The sequence below is a fragment of the Croceifilum oryzae genome, assembly GCF_030814315.1.
Taxonomy (GTDB): domain Bacteria; phylum Bacillota; class Bacilli; order Thermoactinomycetales; family Thermoactinomycetaceae; genus Baia; species Baia oryzae.
This window is the reverse complement of sequence record NZ_JAUSUV010000001.1, coordinates 248,859-266,832: the sequence shown is the minus strand read 5'-3', so window position 1 is coordinate 266,832 and position 17,974 is coordinate 248,859. Positions and strand designations below refer to the sequence as shown.

Below are 17,974 nucleotides of genomic sequence, written 5' to 3'. Positions count from 1 at the left end.
ATTTAGAAATATAAATGAATATTTTATCCTCTTATCCTGAATAAAAACCAAATCGCCACAGATATCCGGAAAAATAAAAATACATCCAGCCATCTCGAGACTGACGACGTGAATATGGACAGAAAATACGGTTTTTAGGTCTGAAAATATTTTTTAGAGGTGAGCCTATGAAAACAATCGATCGTTTCTTTATCCCTTCTGAACTGGGCGAAGTATTCCGCAAAGCAAGAGAACAGAAGAAAGTTACCCAACTAGACCTAGCCCTAGAAACCAACCTTCACCAATCGTTTATATCCAAAGTAGAACGCGGAGCCTACCAAGCCAACCGAGATCGGCTACAAGTGTTATGTGAATCCCTAAACCTAAACTGGGATCAGCTGGATCAGTATGTAAAGCAAGCCCCTGACGACGAATTGGACATACAGTTACTTCTTATGGAGATTAGACATAGCATTAGCTTTGGCGATCTTGATGAGGGTCTCGAGAACCTACGAAGATTAGAAGAAACAAGGAGAGTAAATATCGAAAGTAATAAAGATGTACTAACTCCTACATTCAATTACTTACGGGGCAGATGCGCAGAGAAAAAACAAAAATGGCATGATGCTTTGGAATATTATGCCTTAGCAGAAAGGACTTCTTCTCAATTTCCTGAATTAGAAAGCTCAAATCTACTCGCAAGTAGTTGTAATGCTCTGGGAAGGATTTATAATCGCGTCAATGACTTACATCAAGCCCTTTCCTATCTAGATCGAGGAATTGAAGTGTATGTTGCAAATGGTCAACGGCAATACATTATCTACCATCTAAAGATTACGAAGGCTATTGTCTTAGAAAAGCTAAACCGAGACATGGAAGCGTTATATCTAATCGAAGAACTATGGACAGAAAGACATCTAGTAACAAGCTCTGATGCGCGTTTAAGCATCACACAAGTCCGAATTGAATTGTTCATTAAGCTCGGACGAATCGACGAAGCCATCCAATTAGCATTAGAAGATTTAGATGATGCCCGGATAAACTCCCTGTTCAATCGCTGTTTTGAGCTATGGTCATCATTAGGCGATTGCTATACCAAGAAAAAGTTATTCACAAATGCACAGCTCTGTTACCAGTCCGCACTTAAACTAGAGAGGAACATGATTCGAGGTCAGCATTTAACAATCACTACCTATACCCAACTAGGAATTCTGAACCTCATCCAAAACGCATATCAATCAGCCCAATCCAACTTAGAAGAAGCTGTAAAACGAGGAGAGCTTTATCGAGACAATTACCGTCTGGTGAAGGCTCTAAGTGCTTTAGGTTCTTGTTTTATCAAACAAAGCGAGGAGACCAAAGCCTTACAGTTCCTAAACCAAGCTCTTGAACTAGCCAGTAAACACTCCTTTGATTTATTAAAATTTGACATTCTATTGGACTTAACCGATATTTATAAGAGAAGTAATCCCACTATGTATCAGAATTATTTGGACCAACTTCAAGATGTTGCTATTCAGTTACGAAGGGAAGTTGGACTTAAGTGACAAGGCGCGTAAATATAACGAAAAACTTTGTCATCTCTAATCCACCAGAAAGGAAGAGAATCAGCAATGACCAAATATGTTGTTATAACGAAAAACTCTGCCATCTCTGATCCCCCTGATGAAGATTAATAGAACCAATGATCTCCATTCCATGTAGAAAGGGGACAAACCTAGAATGAAAGGCTATATAAATATAACGAAAAACTCTGCCATTGTCGATCCTCCTGAGAATTAATACAGGAGGTTTTTTATTGCAATCCAATTCCTTAACCATGGACTAGGGGCAATGAGCGATGTTAGTGAACTGTGTTCAGATACATACCCCGATGCCTGCGTCCCCAAACAAGCCCAATCCCCTCTATCATCAACAAGCCTACATCCTAATTCAAAGACTTTCCTTATGGTACTCATTATTTTATGGGTTACAAAGCCCTGCTCGTATAAATTGGATGGTATCCTCTATGATTTCCTCCGCTACTTGCTGTTCGCCCTCCATTAATGGCTGTGCGATTCGACGCACGTCCATCATCATGATACAGCTCATGACTAGCATCATCGCCCGATCAATCGAACGGAAATGAAACACTCCCTGTTCGCGACCTATTATAAGAGTTTCTTTCAGTTCTTCCCAAGTCGGCAAAACAATTTTCCTCAAACGCTCACTCCTTGCTGTTTCAAAAAACGTTTCTTGCCTCAAAATGTGAATCAGTTGCTGATTTTCCATCCGAAACGAGATGATATTCCGGATCAGCTTGGATAACCTCTTTACTGGATCTTCCTCATTTTCTTCCGGTTCTTTTTCCTCAAGCTGAAAGCCAAAATACGTTTCAAACAAAGCGTAAAGAACCTTCTCTTTCCCACCGAAATAGTAGGATACCAATGAAACGTTTGCTTTTGCCTCCTCGCAAATATCGCGAACCGTCGTCCCCTCAAACCCTTTTTCTGCAAACATCTTCAGTGATGCTTGCAGGATGCGTTCTCGTGCATCTGTCTGTTGTTTGGACATGTTTGTTTTCCTCCTTATGCTACTTGTGCCACACTCTTCTTCTTTTTCAGCGCAATCACGTTTTTCAGTGCGACTACGAAAACTCCTGCTAACAAGGCAAGTCCTGATGCTATTAATAGATACCAAACGTCTTGGGAGATGTCTACACCACCAAATAATAAATCCATTAATCCTTCCACACCATACGTCGCTGGAAGCCAATTACTGATGCCTTCGAAGAATCCGGAAAACAACTGTCTCGGAACCATCGCTCCTGAAGTAAGGAGTTGAAGAGAGAACAATGTCATGTTCACAAGCATGCCCTGGGTTCCGAATAGTAGAAGGGCGATTTGATTTAGAGACAAGAAGGCGAAGATCATCAAGCTTAAAAACAACCAGACAGAGATAAAGCTTCCTGCGATTTGATCACCCAATAAGAAGATAAAGATCGTTCCTACTGCGGATATGACGAATGATGATCCAGCATTGATTATACAGCGTGCGCCAAACTGTTTCCATTTTCCCATAGCGCCAATCAAGGACATAGCAGAGATCTGGATATTTAGACACATGATCATACTTCCGACATAGGAGGCCAAAATAAGCATCAACGGTGCCATTTGCATGGAAAGATTCTCAACCGGGTGAAGGGAATCCACTTTGGATGATATCGGTTGGACCAAACGTGGTGCCATTTGCTCTGCTTGATCTTTCGAAACATGAAGATTTTCCAACGCAATCGAAGTTCCTTGTGTAGCCGCCGCTCGATTGATCCCCTCTGTTAATTTCTGGACGACACTTTCCATCATGCTTTTCACCATGGCAGGATTCGATTCATTAATCGCGTATTGTAATACCGCATTTCCATTCTTCATCTCTTTCGTAAAGTTCTTAGGGATGGTGACACTCATTTGAATTTCTCTTTTTTCTAATGCATCACGGGCTTCCTGTGGTGTTCCCATAGACACAATTGTAAATGGCAAGCTTTTTGCGATAGAATCTGTCTTCTCTTGTTCCCACTCTGTATCCTGATTGACAAATGCGATATGAAACTTCCCTACGTTATCGTTTACCTTCGAATATCCGCTCATCCAAACCAAACTAAAGATAAGCTGAAACATAATCGCTGTAATGATCCCTACAATCGTTGTGGGTCTTTTTAGATATGCTAGAACCGTGTTGAACATAATATACTCTCTCCCTCAAACATATATTTAAAATGATTGTTTAAAACATTTGTTTGATATTAGATTACGCGAATCGGTAGCCTTTGTCAACACAAAAAAACGATAATCGTCATTCATCTACGCTTATCGCTTCTTCATCCTATGAGTTGACAGAAATGTCAATATTATTTAAAAAAGTCACTATACATTTTAAATCTACCCTTGTTAAGATTATAGTGATGACAATTTAAAGGGGGAGTTACCGAAATGAGAGCAGGTAGATTTACAGGTTATACGCTAGGCGGTTTCCAGAAGGATGTAACTTCAGGGATAGTTGTGGGGATTGTTGCACTTCCTTTAGCTATGGCATTTGCGATCGCATCAGGAGTAAGACCCGAATATGGAATCTATTCTACAATCATTGCTGGTTTTTTCATTTCATTTTTTGGAGGATCTAGGTATCAAATTGGCGGTCCTACAGGAGCCTTTGTTCCAATTCTCTTTGGGATTGTGATGCAATATGGCTATGAAAATTTGCTAGTTGCTGGATTCTTAGCTGGTATACTGTTGATTATCATGGGTCTCCTGAAAATCGGTTCATTCATACACTATATTCCACGTCCTGTTACGATCGGTTTTACGGCAGGTATCGCTGTACTGATTTTTGTAGGACAAATTGCCCCGTTTCTCGGACTACAAAACCTAAAGCCTCAAGAAGAATTTATTCTGAAGTTCAAAGAAATTCTGGTCAATCTAGGCTCGATTAACTTTTACGCTCTCTTGACCTCCGCTATTTGCTTCGGAATGATTCTCGTTTCTCTTCGTTTTCTTCCTAAGATTCCATGGGCATTACTTGGACTCGTCCTATCTACTCTCGTATCTACGCTTTTTTTCCCAACTGAAATAGCTACCATCGGTTCCACTTTTGGCTCCATTCCAACTCACTTTCCACCTTTTCAGCTTCCCGATCTTTCTTGGACCAAGATGATCGAATTATTCATTCCCGCATGTATTATCGCGATGCTCGGAGGGATTGAATCATTATTATCCGCACTCGTTGCAGACGGGATGACGAACCACAGACATCATAGTAACCGAGAGTTAATCGGACAAGGCATTGCCAATATGGTTACTCCTTTATTTGGAGGGATTCCTGCTACTGGGGCGATTGCACGTACAGCTACCAACATCAAAAGCGGAGCTGTCTCGCCCCTGTCCGGTATGATCCATAGTTTATTTGTGTTAGTCGTACTCGTCTCTCTCTTCTCCTATGCCTCCCATATTCCTTTGGCTAGCATGGCACCGATCCTGATGGTGGTGGCTTGGAATATGAGTGAACGGAAGGAGTTTCGTCATGTGTTAAAAAGCAAAACCGAGGACTCCTTGGTCCTATTGGCTACTTTCTTACTTACCGTCATCTTTGATTTAGTTGTCGGCGTATTGACGGGTCTCGCACTGTCCTTCCTCTTGTTTACGATTAGAATGAGCAAAGAATTTCGAGTTCGAAAATTGAATCTAAAAAGCCCGAACCAAGAGCAAAACGTCATTCATTATTCAGGGTCTAACGTACAGGTTTGTCTTTTAAATGGTCCCATCTTCTTTGGAACAGCCAAGCAACTCCACCAACTACTCAAAACGCAAGAAAACGGAATCCTAGTCCTTTGTATGGATAAAGTCCCTTATATGGATACAACGGGCGAGCAAATATTCTCCCACCTCTTTAGCCATATTCATAAGAAGGGGAACAAGTTGATTATCACAGGAATTCAACAACAGCCTAAAGATGTAATCCAAAAAATTTGCCATTTGAACAAGATTGATGAGAACGAATTTTTTAGTACAGGAATGCAAAAAGAGTTGGATAGTCATATCGACTTAACACACTTATGGAAATGTGCTCAAAAAAGCAACTAACTTCACTCTCTTGTAAATAAAAAAACACCACCTTTTCAAATCACTAGAAGGTGGTGTTTTTATTGTTATGTAAATCGTATACAGTGTGGTAATAGGGATAGGGGCAATATTCACCACTACACCGTACGCCATACATTCGAATTCGCTTCAACAAAGTCCCGCAACGAGCGCGGAGCCCGGCCTGTAACTCGTTCTACTGTATCCGTAACCCGATTTTCCAAGCCCTTCCGAATCCCTTCCTCCATATTAGCTAAAATAGAAGCATAATCCTCCGGCATTCCAGCCCCAACCATCATATTCCGAAGTTGCTCCGTGGAAACATCCACATGTTTTATCTCCCGTCCAATAATAGATCCAATGATATCGGCTACCTCCGAATAGCTCAATGCATCCGGACCCGTTATCACATGACTCGTATTATGTGGTTTTTTATCAGTCAAAGCACATACCGCCACCTCAGCGATATCATCAGCGTCCACAAATCCAACTTGTCCATTTCCTGTCGCCGTAATCATGACTCCATCCTGATTGATCATGATCGCATGTGTCTGGATAAAATTCTGCATGAACCAAGATGGATGTAAGATCGCCCACTCTGGCGCACGCTCACGAATCTCACGCTGTACCTTACCGAATATCGGACCATCATCCTCGACTACCGCGGAAGAACTGAGCAAAACCACACGGCGCACTCCTGATTTGAGGGCTAAGTCTAAGAACGTCATCATCTGATTCGTAGGATCCGCTACTAAAGTAGGTGCCACTAGATATAGCTTATCGACGTTCTCCAATGCTAATCCATAGGTTGTTTCATCATTCCAATCAAATCGTACGTGTTCAATAGAGATCCCTTCTTCCGGGATAATTCTTCGGCTAGCGGTACGAACTGGATAACCAAGGTGAGTAAGTCTTCTAGCTATGCGTTCTCCTGTATGACCAGTACCCCCTGTTACAAGAATCATTTTTTGATTCGTCATCATAAAAACCAGCTCCTTTTCTTTTCATAGCTTCCAGTACATTTCTGTTCTATTCTAGATCAAAAGGTCTAAAATGATTAAAAGATAATGGAGCAATTGACGTTGCTCCATTATCACTTCCACTATCTTATCTTACCCTTTCCAGATCAATCAGTCAATAAATAATTTTGGGACTCGTAAGAATTTCCTAAATCACCTTTGAAAGGGTCTCACAAAATCTCGGCATATTCGCAGTGCTAAGACTAGCAACACACATCCGACCCGTATCAAGCAGATAAATCCCATATTGATCCCGCAACAAATCTATTTTTTCTTCTGATAGATTCAGACAAACAAACATCCCTTGCTGGTTCCGATAGGTCAACACTTCATTCGCTATACCGATTCGGCCCAGCTCAGAAAATAACGCACCACGGCGCCGATGAAGGTCACTACACATTCCTTCGAGTTCCTGTTGCCAACGGGAAAAGCGAACTGAATCATTTATGATATGACTGACGATAAAACTACCATGTACCGGTGGCATCGAATAGGTATTCCGAATCAACCCTTTCACCGTTCTATGCCAATCTGCTCGTTTCGCTTCATCTTTAAAAACCAGTGTTAACGCCCCAGTACGTTCATCATAAATGCCCATGTTTTTAGAGAATGAATTACAGACAATAAACGTCTCTAGCCGCTCACTAAAGGGAACCAAAAATTCCGCATCCTGCTCGATGGAGTCTGCAAACCCTTGATACGCAAAATCGAATAAAGGAATAAGCTCTCGTTCTGCACAAAACTCAGCTAACATCTTCCATTGGGCTGGGTTAGGGTCGATTCCCGTTGGATTGTGGCAACAGGCGTGAAGCAAAACAAAGTCCCCCGGCTGTGCAAGCTTCAGATCCTCTAGGATGGTATCGATACACAATTCATCTGGATTCGCAGGTTGATACCGGTAATAGCGAATATTGTTACGGTTACTATTTAAAAGTGCCGTATGATTCTCCCATGTAGGTGAGCTTAACCAGATACTGGATGTGGGGGCATAGTGATAGATTAACTGCCCCGCCAGATATAAGGCCCCACTACACCCTACTGTTTGGATCACCTCTATATGATCTTCCAACCCACTTCCTGTAGCTGAGAAAAGCAGCTTGCGAACAGCTTGATGAAATTCAGGTGCGCCAGCCAGATGAAAGGAAGCTTTATTGGTTTGATTGCTTACACGGTAATACTCAGCATCCCGCACAGATTCAAGGATGGGACAACGTCCAGATTCATCCGTATAAACCCCTACCGTCAAATTCAGCTTATCTGTGCGTGTATCGTGATTATAACGTTCCAGTAGTTGCATAATGCTGTTTTTTGACTTGGTTTGAATCATATTTTTCTCCCCCTCCTTGAACGATATCTGTGGCGATCGCATCGGCATCGATCATGAAGTCAATCCACTTATGTGGTCGGCTACTGCCTGACTGCATAAACCAGCGTGTGTGCTCCGTTGGAATTCCCAGTACATATAGCTTGTCCGCGATGGTTTGATTCGCTCGGATCGGATGGAATGGGGATGCGGTGACAGAAACTCCACCGGTTTCAAATACAACATCCTTTTTCCGATTCACAAACGGGGTGTAAATCCCTTTTTCAAGGAGCGACTGGGTTAAGCTTGAGCGATCCCTCGTAATGTCCGTTGTAGGAATTCGCCCATCAATTACTACTTTTACCGTGACAGTTGAATCCTGCACGCTCGGAGAAGACATAACAATACCGTTTTCGCCTACAGCTGGTTCAAACTTCACGGATGGGCCTATGACAGTCACAATCCCTGCTTTGATCAATGCTTGCAGTTGAAGGATTCGAAAGACAGGAGGTCCCGCAGAAAGAAATCCACTGACAGGCGAAAATTTTCGTAGAAACTCATTTTGATGGGAATGAGGATGTAGACCGCCAAAATCAACAAATAAACGAATGACCGATCTCGAATTGCGGATCACATCTAGTGCCGCCTTCATTGGTGAATCGACATTGCCCCGCATCGCTTCTTCATAGTCAGCTGCGAGCAAGGAGTGCAAGACTTCATTGAATGAATCAATCGATGGAAATGTACATCCACGAAATGGATTTGCGAGTTTATAGAGATCAATCGCCATCGGATGGGAGAGTCCGAGTATATGAGCAAAGGTGCTAACCCCTTCTACGGAATCTACTTGATGGTTAATCACATATTCGCGTAATCGACGAGCCTGATCCTCACCCTTCTTTAGACGCAGTTTCGTTTCAGCATAGACTAAACTGATTTCTGCTTCTAATAAAGGGAGAACATCCCGATCAAAGTGCACATCTCCATTTTGAATAATCCGAAACGCTCGCTCGCTCGTAAATATGGCTGGATGATATTCATAGTCAGATGGTTTCTGATTGAAACCTCGCGCTGGTACAGGCATCCCGCTCCGACTACCCACATATATACGTGGCTCACAACCAGATGCGTTATATCGCATCGAACCATCTGATTGGGGTATAAATTCTCCACCGCGTCCCATCGTCAGCTCGGCTACTAGATCATAAAAAGTTAAGCCCATGCCGATGATTCCTACCTTTTGCTGGGGCTTTATTTCAGAGAGATTCATATCAGCGACGGAGTCTCCTGCCATAAAAGCAACACCTTCTGTGCGAGTAGCATAATCATGGAGAGTCTTCTCAAAGCCTTGTAGATGATTACTCGGATGCCCTGTTGCTAATACGGTTCGATCCACTTCCAGAGTCTCGCTATTCGAAAGATACAGTAATTGAGTTGCATCCGCTTCCTCCAAGCTCTCTACACGTGCAGAAAGTTTATCTAGAGTAACATGTGGTGGAAGAGATCGCTCTACTGCCGATAACACATATAACAAATACTCTCCATAGTATGCCCGTGGACCATACCCACCGAATTGTGAGTAGTCTTCACGGTGCAATTTCCACCACTGTGCAAAGGAAGGACCATTCCCGGGACGTGCCTCTATGCCGTCCCAGGGTCCAGAAAAAGCAGATATTTCTTGGGCAACTGTGTTCATAAGTAGGTGAGGAGATTGTTCGGTAGACCATACTCTCCCTGTTCCGATGTATCCATCATCTATTAGAAAGATTTCAACACTCTCTCTACTATCTGCCTCTATTAATCGAGCCACTAATCGTTCTAGGACTGACATCCCCCGCGGACCGCTACCGATAATGGCCACTCTCATCGCACTATTCATTGCTTCTACCTGCATGTGAGAATCTCTCTACTCGATTCAACGTAGTAGCCAAGTGGGGATTTCTTGCCGCTTCATATGTATCAATATTTCCTACATCTTCAAGGGTCAACGAAATATCATCCAGATTTAGAATATACTTCTTTTTAAAATGTGGATCCATGATGGCGGGAACTGACCCACCTTCAAAGCAAATCACTTCTTTTTCCAGATCGATTTGAATGTTTGACTTAGGGGCGTGAATCAATGTCTCCCACAACAACTCGATGCCTTCCTCCGTTGTCTGGAGCGGGAGCAAATCATTGATAATAGCGTTTTTATAGAAAATATCACCGAAGCTTTCGGCAATCACAACCTGAAAGCCGTAATCTTTTATCGCCCAAACAGCATATTCTCGTGAGGATCCCGTTGCAAACTCACTACCGGCAACCAATATCGTAGCATCCGAATAGCGCGGATCATTTAATACAAAAGATGGGTCCTGACGCCAGTTCCCGAACAACGATTCGCCATGACCGATCCGTTTTGGTTGGTAACAAAAGCGAGCAGGGATAATTTGATCTGTATCAACATTGTTTCGTACTAAAGGCATGCCGTATCCTTGAATCCGTTCCCTTCCCATACTCTCATCCTCCGTTCTATAAATCCGAAGCTCTACTAATTCGACCTGTAATCGCACTAGCCGCCGCCACAGAAGGGGAAGCAATATGCGTCATCGCCTCTGTACCTTGTCTGCCTTCATAATTCCGATTACTGGTCGAAACAGAACGTTGTCCTTTTCGCATACTGTCTTCATTCAGACCGCAACACATCGAGCATCCCGGGAAATGGCGGAAGTCAGCTCCAGCTTTTTGGAACACTTCATCCAATCCTTCTTTTATGGCAAGGTCACGTACTTGTGTAGAGCCGGGAACAATCACCATATGAACATCGGAGTGAACCGATCTCCCATCCAAAATATCAGCCACGATGCGTAAATCTTCGATACGCCCATTCGTACACGACCCCACAAATACCTTATCGATCGAGATATCGGATAGGGACTGACCTGGTTGCAGATCCATGTATTCAAGTGCACGCTTAGCCGCTTGTTTTTGGCTTGGATCTTCATAATCGGTGAAGCTTGGGATCTGTTCATGAAAGCCAATATTTTGAGATGGATTGGTACCCCAAGTCACATTCTCCTGAATCGTAGCTCCGTCGATCACGACTTCCTTGTCAAAAGTAGCATCTGGATCACTTACATAGGTACGCCATCTTTCGATTTCTTCCTCGGCGAGGGGCTGACCATTCAACTGGTACACATTGCGCAAATAATCGAGGGTTTTCTCATCAACCCCTATAATCCCAGCACTTGCTCCTGCTTCTACCGACATGTTGCACAAGGTCATACGGGCTTCCATACTAAGAGAATGAATCGCTGATCCCGCATATTCGATGACGTGGCCGATTCCACCACCCGTACCTAGATGACGGATAATGGAAAGAGCCAAATCCTTAGCGGAAACGTTATCTGGCAAATCATTTTCAACGGTGACACGCATCGATTTAAACTTGTGGAATCGTAATGTTTGGGTTGCTAGGACATGTTCCACTTGGCTCGTGCCAATCCCAAACGCAAGCGCCGCAAATGCACCGTGTGTGGTTGTATGTGAATCACAACAGACGAGTGTGGTTCCTGGGAGGACGAGCCCCTGTTCAGGTGCAATTACGTGGGTGATCCCTTGACCGGGTTCACCCAACTGAAATAAAGGAATATCGAATTCTGAGCAATTGCGCCGTAATAAATCAACCTGTCGTCTACGTACGTCGTCCGATTCCAATGTTGCCACAGAACGAGTCGGCGTATTATGGTCTTCCGTCGCGATCGTTAAATCCGGTCTTCGTACCGTCCGATTCGTTTCACGTAATCGATCGAACGCTTGCGGTGTATTGATTTCATGCAGTAAATGCATATCAATATAAAGTAAATCCTCTGTATCCCCGATCTGCTTCACACAATGGGAGTCCCAGATTTTATGAAATAGCGTCTTAGCCAATACTCTCACCTTCTTTTGCAACAAGGTCTGCGTTTTTCTTCACAGGTTGGGCGAATTCCATCATCAGTGGCAGAGCCAGCAAGGAAGCGATCCCGACAAAAATCCATACACCGTTCCATGATGACATTTTTAATATGAATGGAATCATGTAAGGAATAACGAAAGAGACCGCAAATACCGTTGCTCCCATCATCCCCAGTGCTCTACCTGCATAACGCACACCAGCGGCTACGGCAATCTCCGTATACCCCACACCGTGCCAAGCATTTCCGGCGAGTCCTGTAATGATGAGTAAGCCGACGACTAGGATTTCATTTTGTCCAGATAGCAAGCCGAGCAAAATACCCGATATCCCAGCAACCACCGCAATCATACAGATCATTTTACGACGATTTTGGTGCTTATCCGAAATCCGCCCTGTAACGAGTCGTAAAACTCCGCCACCTAATTGAATCGAGAAGGCAATAATCGAAACCACGAACAAGCTCAAATGATGTTGGTCTGTCAGAAATACAGAAGCAAAGGTAAGGATAGACATCTGTGGAAACGTTAGTGCTGCACCCGCCAGCGCAATTTTCCAAACAGACATACGCTTCAATGGCGAAATCGCTTCGCCGGATACATTTTGCGTTGATGCTTCGGGTATTTCCAGCTCAACCATCCAAATCCACACAACTAGCGTTACGATGAGACATAGGGCTCCAAGTGTAGAGAAGGCGATTCCAAATCCATAAGACGATGCGATGAAGGGAATCGATATGGAACCAATCGCGGCACCAACTGGAATAGCGGTCTGACGAATACTCATCGCAAAGCCACGTTCATGATCTTTAAACCATGTCATGACCGCACGGCCGGAGGAGGAGTTAATACTACCTCCTACAGCACCCGCTAAAATTAACAATGACCCTAGTGCTCTATAATCCGTGATTCCTCCCGGAACAAATCCATATGCAATAATCGCGTAGGTAACGCCCATGGAGGCGAGCCCAATCATCAGAACCACTTTATCCCCCAGCTTATCGGTCAATATCCCCCAAACGATTTCAGAGATCCCCACACCTAATCCCATACAGCCGAGGACAAAACCTAACTCGCCCATAGAAAAGTGATAATCACTACGCATCACCACTCCGGATAAAGGAATCCCAGCAAATCCGATGGCAAATACGATTTGGGCAAGGACACCAATGGATAAAATAAACCATCGATATCTGGTTGAAGAAGAATGTATTGTTTTCATTTTACTCTCCCTTTCACTCTTCGATCGGTTGAGGCGGCTTTTCCCAAATAATTAAAGCCAAACAGCCTGCTTCACCACTGCGCGAGCTATGTCGACTCCCTGGTGTAAGTAGCATCATTTCATTCTTTTTAACTGTACCTTGGCTTGTAATCATCTCTCCTTCCAATACGTAAGCAAGTTCAAATCCGGTATGCAGATGAGGAGGAGATTCTCCACCTGGCTCATAACGAATAATCGCAGCACCTGTCCCGCCCGTTTGATCCGGGCGGAATAACCAATGAACAGCAGATTTGGAACGTTCAATTGCTTGAAAAGGTGTAAAGGTAATTTCGGTTTCAGCTAGAACACCTGACTCATTCTCTTGGAGAAGGGTTGGCAATGCTTGCATAAGGTTTGTCAACGTATCGTTCATCATACATTCCCTTCTTTCACTTTTGGTTTATCACTTACACAACCATATACACCATTTACCCAATAGTCTTCAAATGTATCGGCTACTGCATGGTCTCTAAATGTATATGTTTTTAACAGCCAACGCTTAGCTGTATCTTCTGGATTATTCACCTCAATGCGTTCTCGATTATGAAGCCCAAATTGATTCGCAAAAACAAACAAATCTCCATATTCCAAGCGATGACGGGTTTTTGGTGATTTTGTAATCGCATCCTTGAATGCAAGCAACGCTTTAACCGCCTCGATCGGTGCATCGTCTACCGGTTGCGTGAGCGTATCTTGGAAACAAATCATTCCGTCATTTAAAATCGCATGTGTACTGGATTTCTCCCAATCCTTTACCTTTTCCTTTGTTAAATCATCCACTTCGGTGAAATACCAATCTTCACTTAGGACCTGAATCTGTTCTGGCGTTAGGTGCCCCATCATATCTTGACCGTCCACATATGTGGTATAGACGAGATCATTGGATGGACAGCGCACACCTAAAAGGGTGATATAATCCGCTCTCACAGGATGACTTGACCGGTCATTATGGAAAATTAAATCGCCATCAGTAAAACCGGTACGTTTTCCCTTAAATCGATTAATACTAACAACGTCCGTAAAGAAGTCACCGTTATTACGGCTGGCATACGAGAGCAATGGGGTTTTAAGCAGGTAAGCAAAGACACCTAAAAATGCTTCGCCCAGAAAGGTTTTCTTCAAACGATATTTATCGTTCACCGGATCATCATGATCCAGATCAGGAACTTCCAAATCAACCGGACAATTCTTCAGCACATGGACATGGAGACCGTTTGCTCGATCCGAGCGGATCCGTTCACATAGCTCCATAAAGAATGTAGGGAGAAGGCCGTTTTTTACGGCATGAATCATGGTTTCTTCGAAACGAGAAGCATCCGTATAGGGCGAAATAGTAGAAAAGCTAGAGAGTGACAAGCTAAGCTCATTCAATTGTTCATCTGTAAAAATATGATATGCGTTCACAGTTTCACGCCCTCCTCAAGGGTTAATTGTTCTAAACTATATACATCCGACAGTTTCTCAATGATGGTCATCGCACAATCATGGCTGTGAGAGTCACTGGATGAAATGCAATCTGCTAACGGTCTAACCGTATATCCTCGGTCATGTCCACCCATTACCGTGCTCAATACAACAAATTCCGTTGAAACTCCACATAGATAAAGGGTATCGATCTCCATTGAACGTAAAACCGTTTCTAAATTCGTATTATAGAACGGATCGATACGGTTTTTCGTAATGATCACCTCGTTCGGTAAAGGTTGGAGTTCAGCATGTACCTGAGTTGCCCATGTGCCTAGCAGAACCTGCTGTTTGCTCGGAACATGACGGAACAGTTTCGAACGCTCGCTCCATTCAGGATAGCCTTGACTAAAGCCCACAATCACATAGATCACAGGGATACCCGCCTCCCGACAATACTTAATTGCTTCAGCGGTATGAGCCACAGTTCCTCGTTCCTGTGCCTGTTCATAAAAGCCATCTTTTCCTACACTTCCATCTTCATGAACCAGATCATTTATCAAATCAAGTACGAGTAATGCTTTTTTCATATGGCTCCCACCTCGGTTGTCTGAAGTTCTAATTCATCCTTTATCTTTTGGGTAAAGGTAGTTAGATCATCACAGAAGCTGGCTCTGTTGATAAACTTCTCATACAAATGATTGATCTCTTCATCAGAAAACGGAAGTCCCTGCTCCTTGAGTAGATGACGAATAATCGTTCTCCCTGAATGGCGGGTTACTAGCAACTGTCTTTCTCTACCTAGGGTCATAGGCTTTACATACTCATAAGTGTCTGGGTCATTTAGCATTCCTTGCTGATGAATCCCCGCTGCCGTGCTAAACACGTACTTGCCAAATAAGGGCTGCATGCGCGACTCTTCCAATTCAATAAATCCCTGTAGCATGAGATATGTTTTATATAACAAATCAAGACGAATACTCGTTTTTAACCCGTAATCATCTCCCTTGTAATAAAGGATGGCCGCGATTTGCTCGAGAGAGGTATTTCCCGCTCGCTCACCAATCCCTCCCAAGGTTGCCTGAACCTCATCTGCTCCCGCTTTAAGCCCCTCTAAAGCATTTGCGACGCCCAGACCGAGGTCATTATGACAATGAGTGGATACTTTGATATCCGGTCCCACGATGCTACGGATAAATCCAATTAAACTTCCAAACGAAGACGGAGTGGCATATCCGGTTGTATCTGCCAGAATAATTTGGTTGGCGCCTGCCTCTATCGACGTTCTAGTCATCGCTTCCATATAGTCATACTCAGCACGACTAGCATCCTCTATGCCCACCGCTATATTGGTAAGACCTTGTTGTTTCGCATACGTAACGGCTTCTCTTATTTCCGCAAGCCCCTGTTCACGCGTGATATTGCGCTTATTTTTTAGATGCAAATCGCTACCTGTAGCGACTAACATTACAAGATGTCGATCGCTAACTCCTCCAGCCTCGATCGCGATTTTCACATCTCTCACTTGCGCGCGTGAAAACGTAGCAAATGATGCCGTTTCTAGCTTGGTGCTAATCATCTGCGTTGCTAAAAAATCAGCATGGGAGGATGCGGGAAAACCCGTTTCAATCGTATCTACTCCTGCCTCTTCCAGCATTAACGCTAGCTCTAATTTCTGCTCTGGCGTCATCGCATTACCGGGTGCTTGTTCCCCGTCCCTAAGCGTAGTATCAAGAAAAGTAATTCGCTTCTTCATCCCATCACACCCCTAATAGAAAATGTTTTCAACAAAAAAAGGGGCTCTTTCGATAAAATCGATTCCATAACAGAATCCACTTCGAAAAAGACCGACCTCGTGAAAAAGCCATTCTGTTTACAGAGTTTGTGCCATATAGTTGTCGGATCGATTATTCAGTGATTAGCATGATTCTTACTATCATTATCATCACTTAATTTTACAAAATGCATTTATTTCAGAAATATATACATACTGGTCTAGCATTCACATCACAAGCATTGACTATATTACTAAATGGGTTGGCCAACCTTACCCCTATAGTAAATGGCATGATTGATTTAAACAATACTACATATGAGTTATTCTCTTCCCTTTCCATATATTTGAATTTAGAGAAACGAGTCTGGATTTTGTGTACCACTATAGACCTCAGACATGATTTTGATCAAAGCATTTGTTTTTGAGTGAACACCTAGTTTCGAATGGATATTTTGAATGTGTTTTCGCACGGTATTATTAGACACGCCAACCCTTAATGCAATTTCTTTGTAGTTATAGCCCGCGATCCATAAGACCGTTATCTCTTTTTCCCGCTCAGTAAGTCCAAAAGAGATAATGGTAGAATGTATTTTCTCCTTTAATGAAACTGAAATGTTCAAACTAAAACCCTCCCATAACCTGTTCACAATCGTAATTTACTAATACAGTTCATTTCATTCTGTGAAATAAAAATACTTTTTTATTATATCATAGAAAAACAAAAAACCCCCTAGCCTATAAAGACAGGAGATTTCGTACTTATTTTTGCTCTGTATTGGTTGTATGAGAAGAATTCATAGTCGTCTGTTGTGGTTGTGTTTGCACAGGTGTTGGAGTTTGAGTGGACCCTGACACCTCAGGCTTCTTCTCCTCATCTAACATCCCGCTCGTCGCCTTCTTAAACTCACGGATTCCCTTACCAATCGACTTTCCTAGCTCTGGAAGTTTCTTAGGTCCAAATAGTAGTAACGCCGCTACAAAGATGAGAACCCATTCTAAACCAGAAATATTCATCCACAATCCCTCCTCTTTTGAGACGATTCATCATCGCACCTAATTATACACGAGACTAATTTGAATTCCGCCTCTTATTTATCATCCATTTCATTCCAAAGTATAGACCAAGTAGAATCACGATTGCAATCATCGCTGTCTGTACATAAGGACCTGCTACTTCCTTAATCTTTTCTTGATTATCCCCAAGTTTGTAACCCAAGTAGAGGAAGAAGATCGACCACGGAATCGCTGCAAGCGTTGTCAAAAGTGTAAAACGCTTCCAAGACATCTTCGCAATCCCGGCAGGAATCGAGATCGCATGCCGCACAACCGGAATAAATCGTGCCCCAAATATAACGCCAGCTCCATATTTCTCAAACCATCTCTCTGCTAGATCAAGGTGTGAAGGTTTGATGAGCACATATTTTCCGTACTTCTCAATTAACGGACGACCACCGTAATACCCAGCCCAGTATAAAAATAACTGCGCAATCACACCACCAACTACACCTGCTATGAGTGCACCAATTGGTTCCACTTTACCAACTGAGATCAGATAACCACCGTAGGCAAGAACAATTTCACTAGGGATCACTTCAACCATAAGTCCGAGTGCAATGCCGAAGTAGCCTAATCCCGCAAGCCACTCTAAGAAAGAATGAATAATTTCTGCCATGTTTGCCCTACCTT

16 protein-coding genes and 1 pseudogene are annotated in these 17,974 nt (G+C 43.2%); 2 read left to right on the top strand and 15 right to left on the bottom strand.

Translation table 11 applies throughout. The annotated features are described in order from the left end of the window. The first annotated feature begins 167 nt into the window (after nucleotides 1-167). Entirely contained in the window at nucleotides 168-1,526 is a 1,359-nt protein-coding gene (locus tag J2Z48_RS01280; protein WP_307250218.1) for a helix-turn-helix domain-containing protein, read from the top strand. Nucleotides 1,527-1,941: 415 nt separating this feature from the next. On the opposite strand, the gene J2Z48_RS01275 is transcribed toward J2Z48_RS01280, so the two are convergent. Next, on the bottom strand, nucleotides 1,942-2,532 hold the full coding sequence (locus J2Z48_RS01275) for a TetR family transcriptional regulator (protein ID WP_307250216.1): 591 nt from the start codon (nucleotides 2,530-2,532) through the stop codon (nucleotides 1,942-1,944). A 14-nt stretch (nucleotides 2,533-2,546) separates the two neighbouring features. After that, nucleotides 2,547-3,698 carry a YhgE/Pip domain-containing protein gene (locus tag J2Z48_RS01270; RefSeq protein ID WP_307250214.1) on the bottom strand — a complete coding sequence of 384 codons (1,152 nt, stop codon included), beginning with the start codon at nucleotides 3,696-3,698 and terminating at the stop codon, nucleotides 2,547-2,549. Between the two features lie 246 nt (nucleotides 3,699-3,944). On the opposite strand from J2Z48_RS01270, the gene J2Z48_RS01265 reads away from it, so the two are divergent. Then, a complete protein-coding gene (locus J2Z48_RS01265) occupies nucleotides 3,945-5,591 on the top strand; it encodes a SulP family inorganic anion transporter (protein ID WP_307250212.1) in 1,647 nt (548 codons plus the stop codon). Between the two features lie 116 nt (nucleotides 5,592-5,707). On the opposite strand, the gene J2Z48_RS01260 is transcribed toward J2Z48_RS01265, so the two are convergent. The 13 genes and pseudogenes from J2Z48_RS01260 to uptA all read right to left on the bottom strand — a co-directional run bounded on the left by J2Z48_RS01260 (nucleotide 5,708) and on the right by uptA (nucleotide 17,960). Further along, complete coding sequence (locus J2Z48_RS01260) at nucleotides 5,708-6,568, bottom strand: ergot alkaloid biosynthesis protein (RefSeq protein WP_307250418.1); 861 nt, start codon at nucleotides 6,566-6,568, stop codon at nucleotides 5,708-5,710. 187 nt (nucleotides 6,569-6,755) lie between these two features. After that, nucleotides 6,756-7,934, bottom strand: a complete 1,179-nt coding sequence (locus J2Z48_RS01255; RefSeq protein ID WP_307250210.1) for an aromatic amino acid transaminase — start codon at nucleotides 7,932-7,934, stop codon at nucleotides 6,756-6,758. Beyond that, nucleotides 7,882-9,804: an FAD/NAD(P)-binding protein gene (locus J2Z48_RS01250; RefSeq protein WP_307250208.1), complete on the bottom strand. Its 1,923-nt coding sequence runs from the start codon at nucleotides 9,802-9,804 to the stop codon at nucleotides 7,882-7,884. Before J2Z48_RS01250 ends, J2Z48_RS01255 begins: the two co-directional genes overlap by 53 nt. After that, nucleotides 9,782-10,408 carry a 3-isopropylmalate dehydratase small subunit gene (gene leuD / locus J2Z48_RS01245; RefSeq protein WP_307250206.1) on the bottom strand — a complete coding sequence of 209 codons (627 nt, stop codon included), beginning with the start codon at nucleotides 10,406-10,408 and terminating at the stop codon, nucleotides 9,782-9,784. Before leuD ends, J2Z48_RS01250 begins: the two co-directional genes overlap by 23 nt. A 16-nt stretch (nucleotides 10,409-10,424) precedes the next feature. After that, nucleotides 10,425-11,825: a 3-isopropylmalate dehydratase large subunit gene (gene leuC, locus J2Z48_RS01240; protein ID WP_370872836.1), complete on the bottom strand. Its 1,401-nt coding sequence runs from the start codon at nucleotides 11,823-11,825 to the stop codon at nucleotides 10,425-10,427. Beyond that, nucleotides 11,818-13,068 carry an MFS transporter gene (locus J2Z48_RS01235; RefSeq protein ID WP_307250204.1) on the bottom strand — a complete coding sequence of 417 codons (1,251 nt, stop codon included), beginning with the start codon at nucleotides 13,066-13,068 and terminating at the stop codon, nucleotides 11,818-11,820. Before J2Z48_RS01235 ends, leuC begins: the two co-directional genes overlap by 8 nt. A 13-nt stretch (nucleotides 13,069-13,081) precedes the next feature. Further along, nucleotides 13,082-13,483 (bottom strand): cupin domain-containing protein, encoded by a 402-nt coding sequence (locus J2Z48_RS01230; protein ID WP_307250202.1) that lies wholly within the window; start codon nucleotides 13,481-13,483, stop codon nucleotides 13,082-13,084. Next, a complete protein-coding gene (locus J2Z48_RS01225; protein ID WP_307250200.1) occupies nucleotides 13,480-14,511 on the bottom strand; it encodes a TauD/TfdA family dioxygenase in 1,032 nt (343 codons plus the stop codon). Before J2Z48_RS01225 ends, J2Z48_RS01230 begins: the two co-directional genes overlap by 4 nt. Continuing rightward, entirely contained in the window at nucleotides 14,508-15,101 is a 594-nt protein-coding gene (locus tag J2Z48_RS01220; RefSeq protein ID WP_307250198.1) for a cysteine hydrolase family protein, read from the bottom strand. The genes J2Z48_RS01225 and J2Z48_RS01220 overlap by 4 nt, the downstream gene beginning before the upstream one ends. After that, nucleotides 15,098-16,267 carry a LeuA family protein gene (locus J2Z48_RS01215; RefSeq protein ID WP_307250196.1) on the bottom strand — a complete coding sequence of 390 codons (1,170 nt, stop codon included), beginning with the start codon at nucleotides 16,265-16,267 and terminating at the stop codon, nucleotides 15,098-15,100. Before J2Z48_RS01215 ends, J2Z48_RS01220 begins: the two co-directional genes overlap by 4 nt. A gap of 371 nt (nucleotides 16,268-16,638) precedes the next feature. Further along, a complete protein-coding gene (locus J2Z48_RS01210; RefSeq protein ID WP_307250194.1) occupies nucleotides 16,639-16,908 on the bottom strand; it encodes a helix-turn-helix transcriptional regulator in 270 nt (89 codons plus the stop codon). A gap of 241 nt (nucleotides 16,909-17,149) precedes the next feature. Beyond that, nucleotides 17,150-17,302 (bottom strand): annotated as a pseudogene (locus tag J2Z48_RS15790) (twin-arginine translocase TatA/TatE family subunit); the annotation flags it as partial. A gap of 55 nt (nucleotides 17,303-17,357) precedes the next feature. Then, complete coding sequence (gene uptA, locus J2Z48_RS01200; protein WP_307250190.1) at nucleotides 17,358-17,960, bottom strand: undecaprenyl phosphate transporter UptA; 603 nt, start codon at nucleotides 17,958-17,960, stop codon at nucleotides 17,358-17,360. Nucleotides 17,961-17,974: the final 14 nt, after the last annotated feature.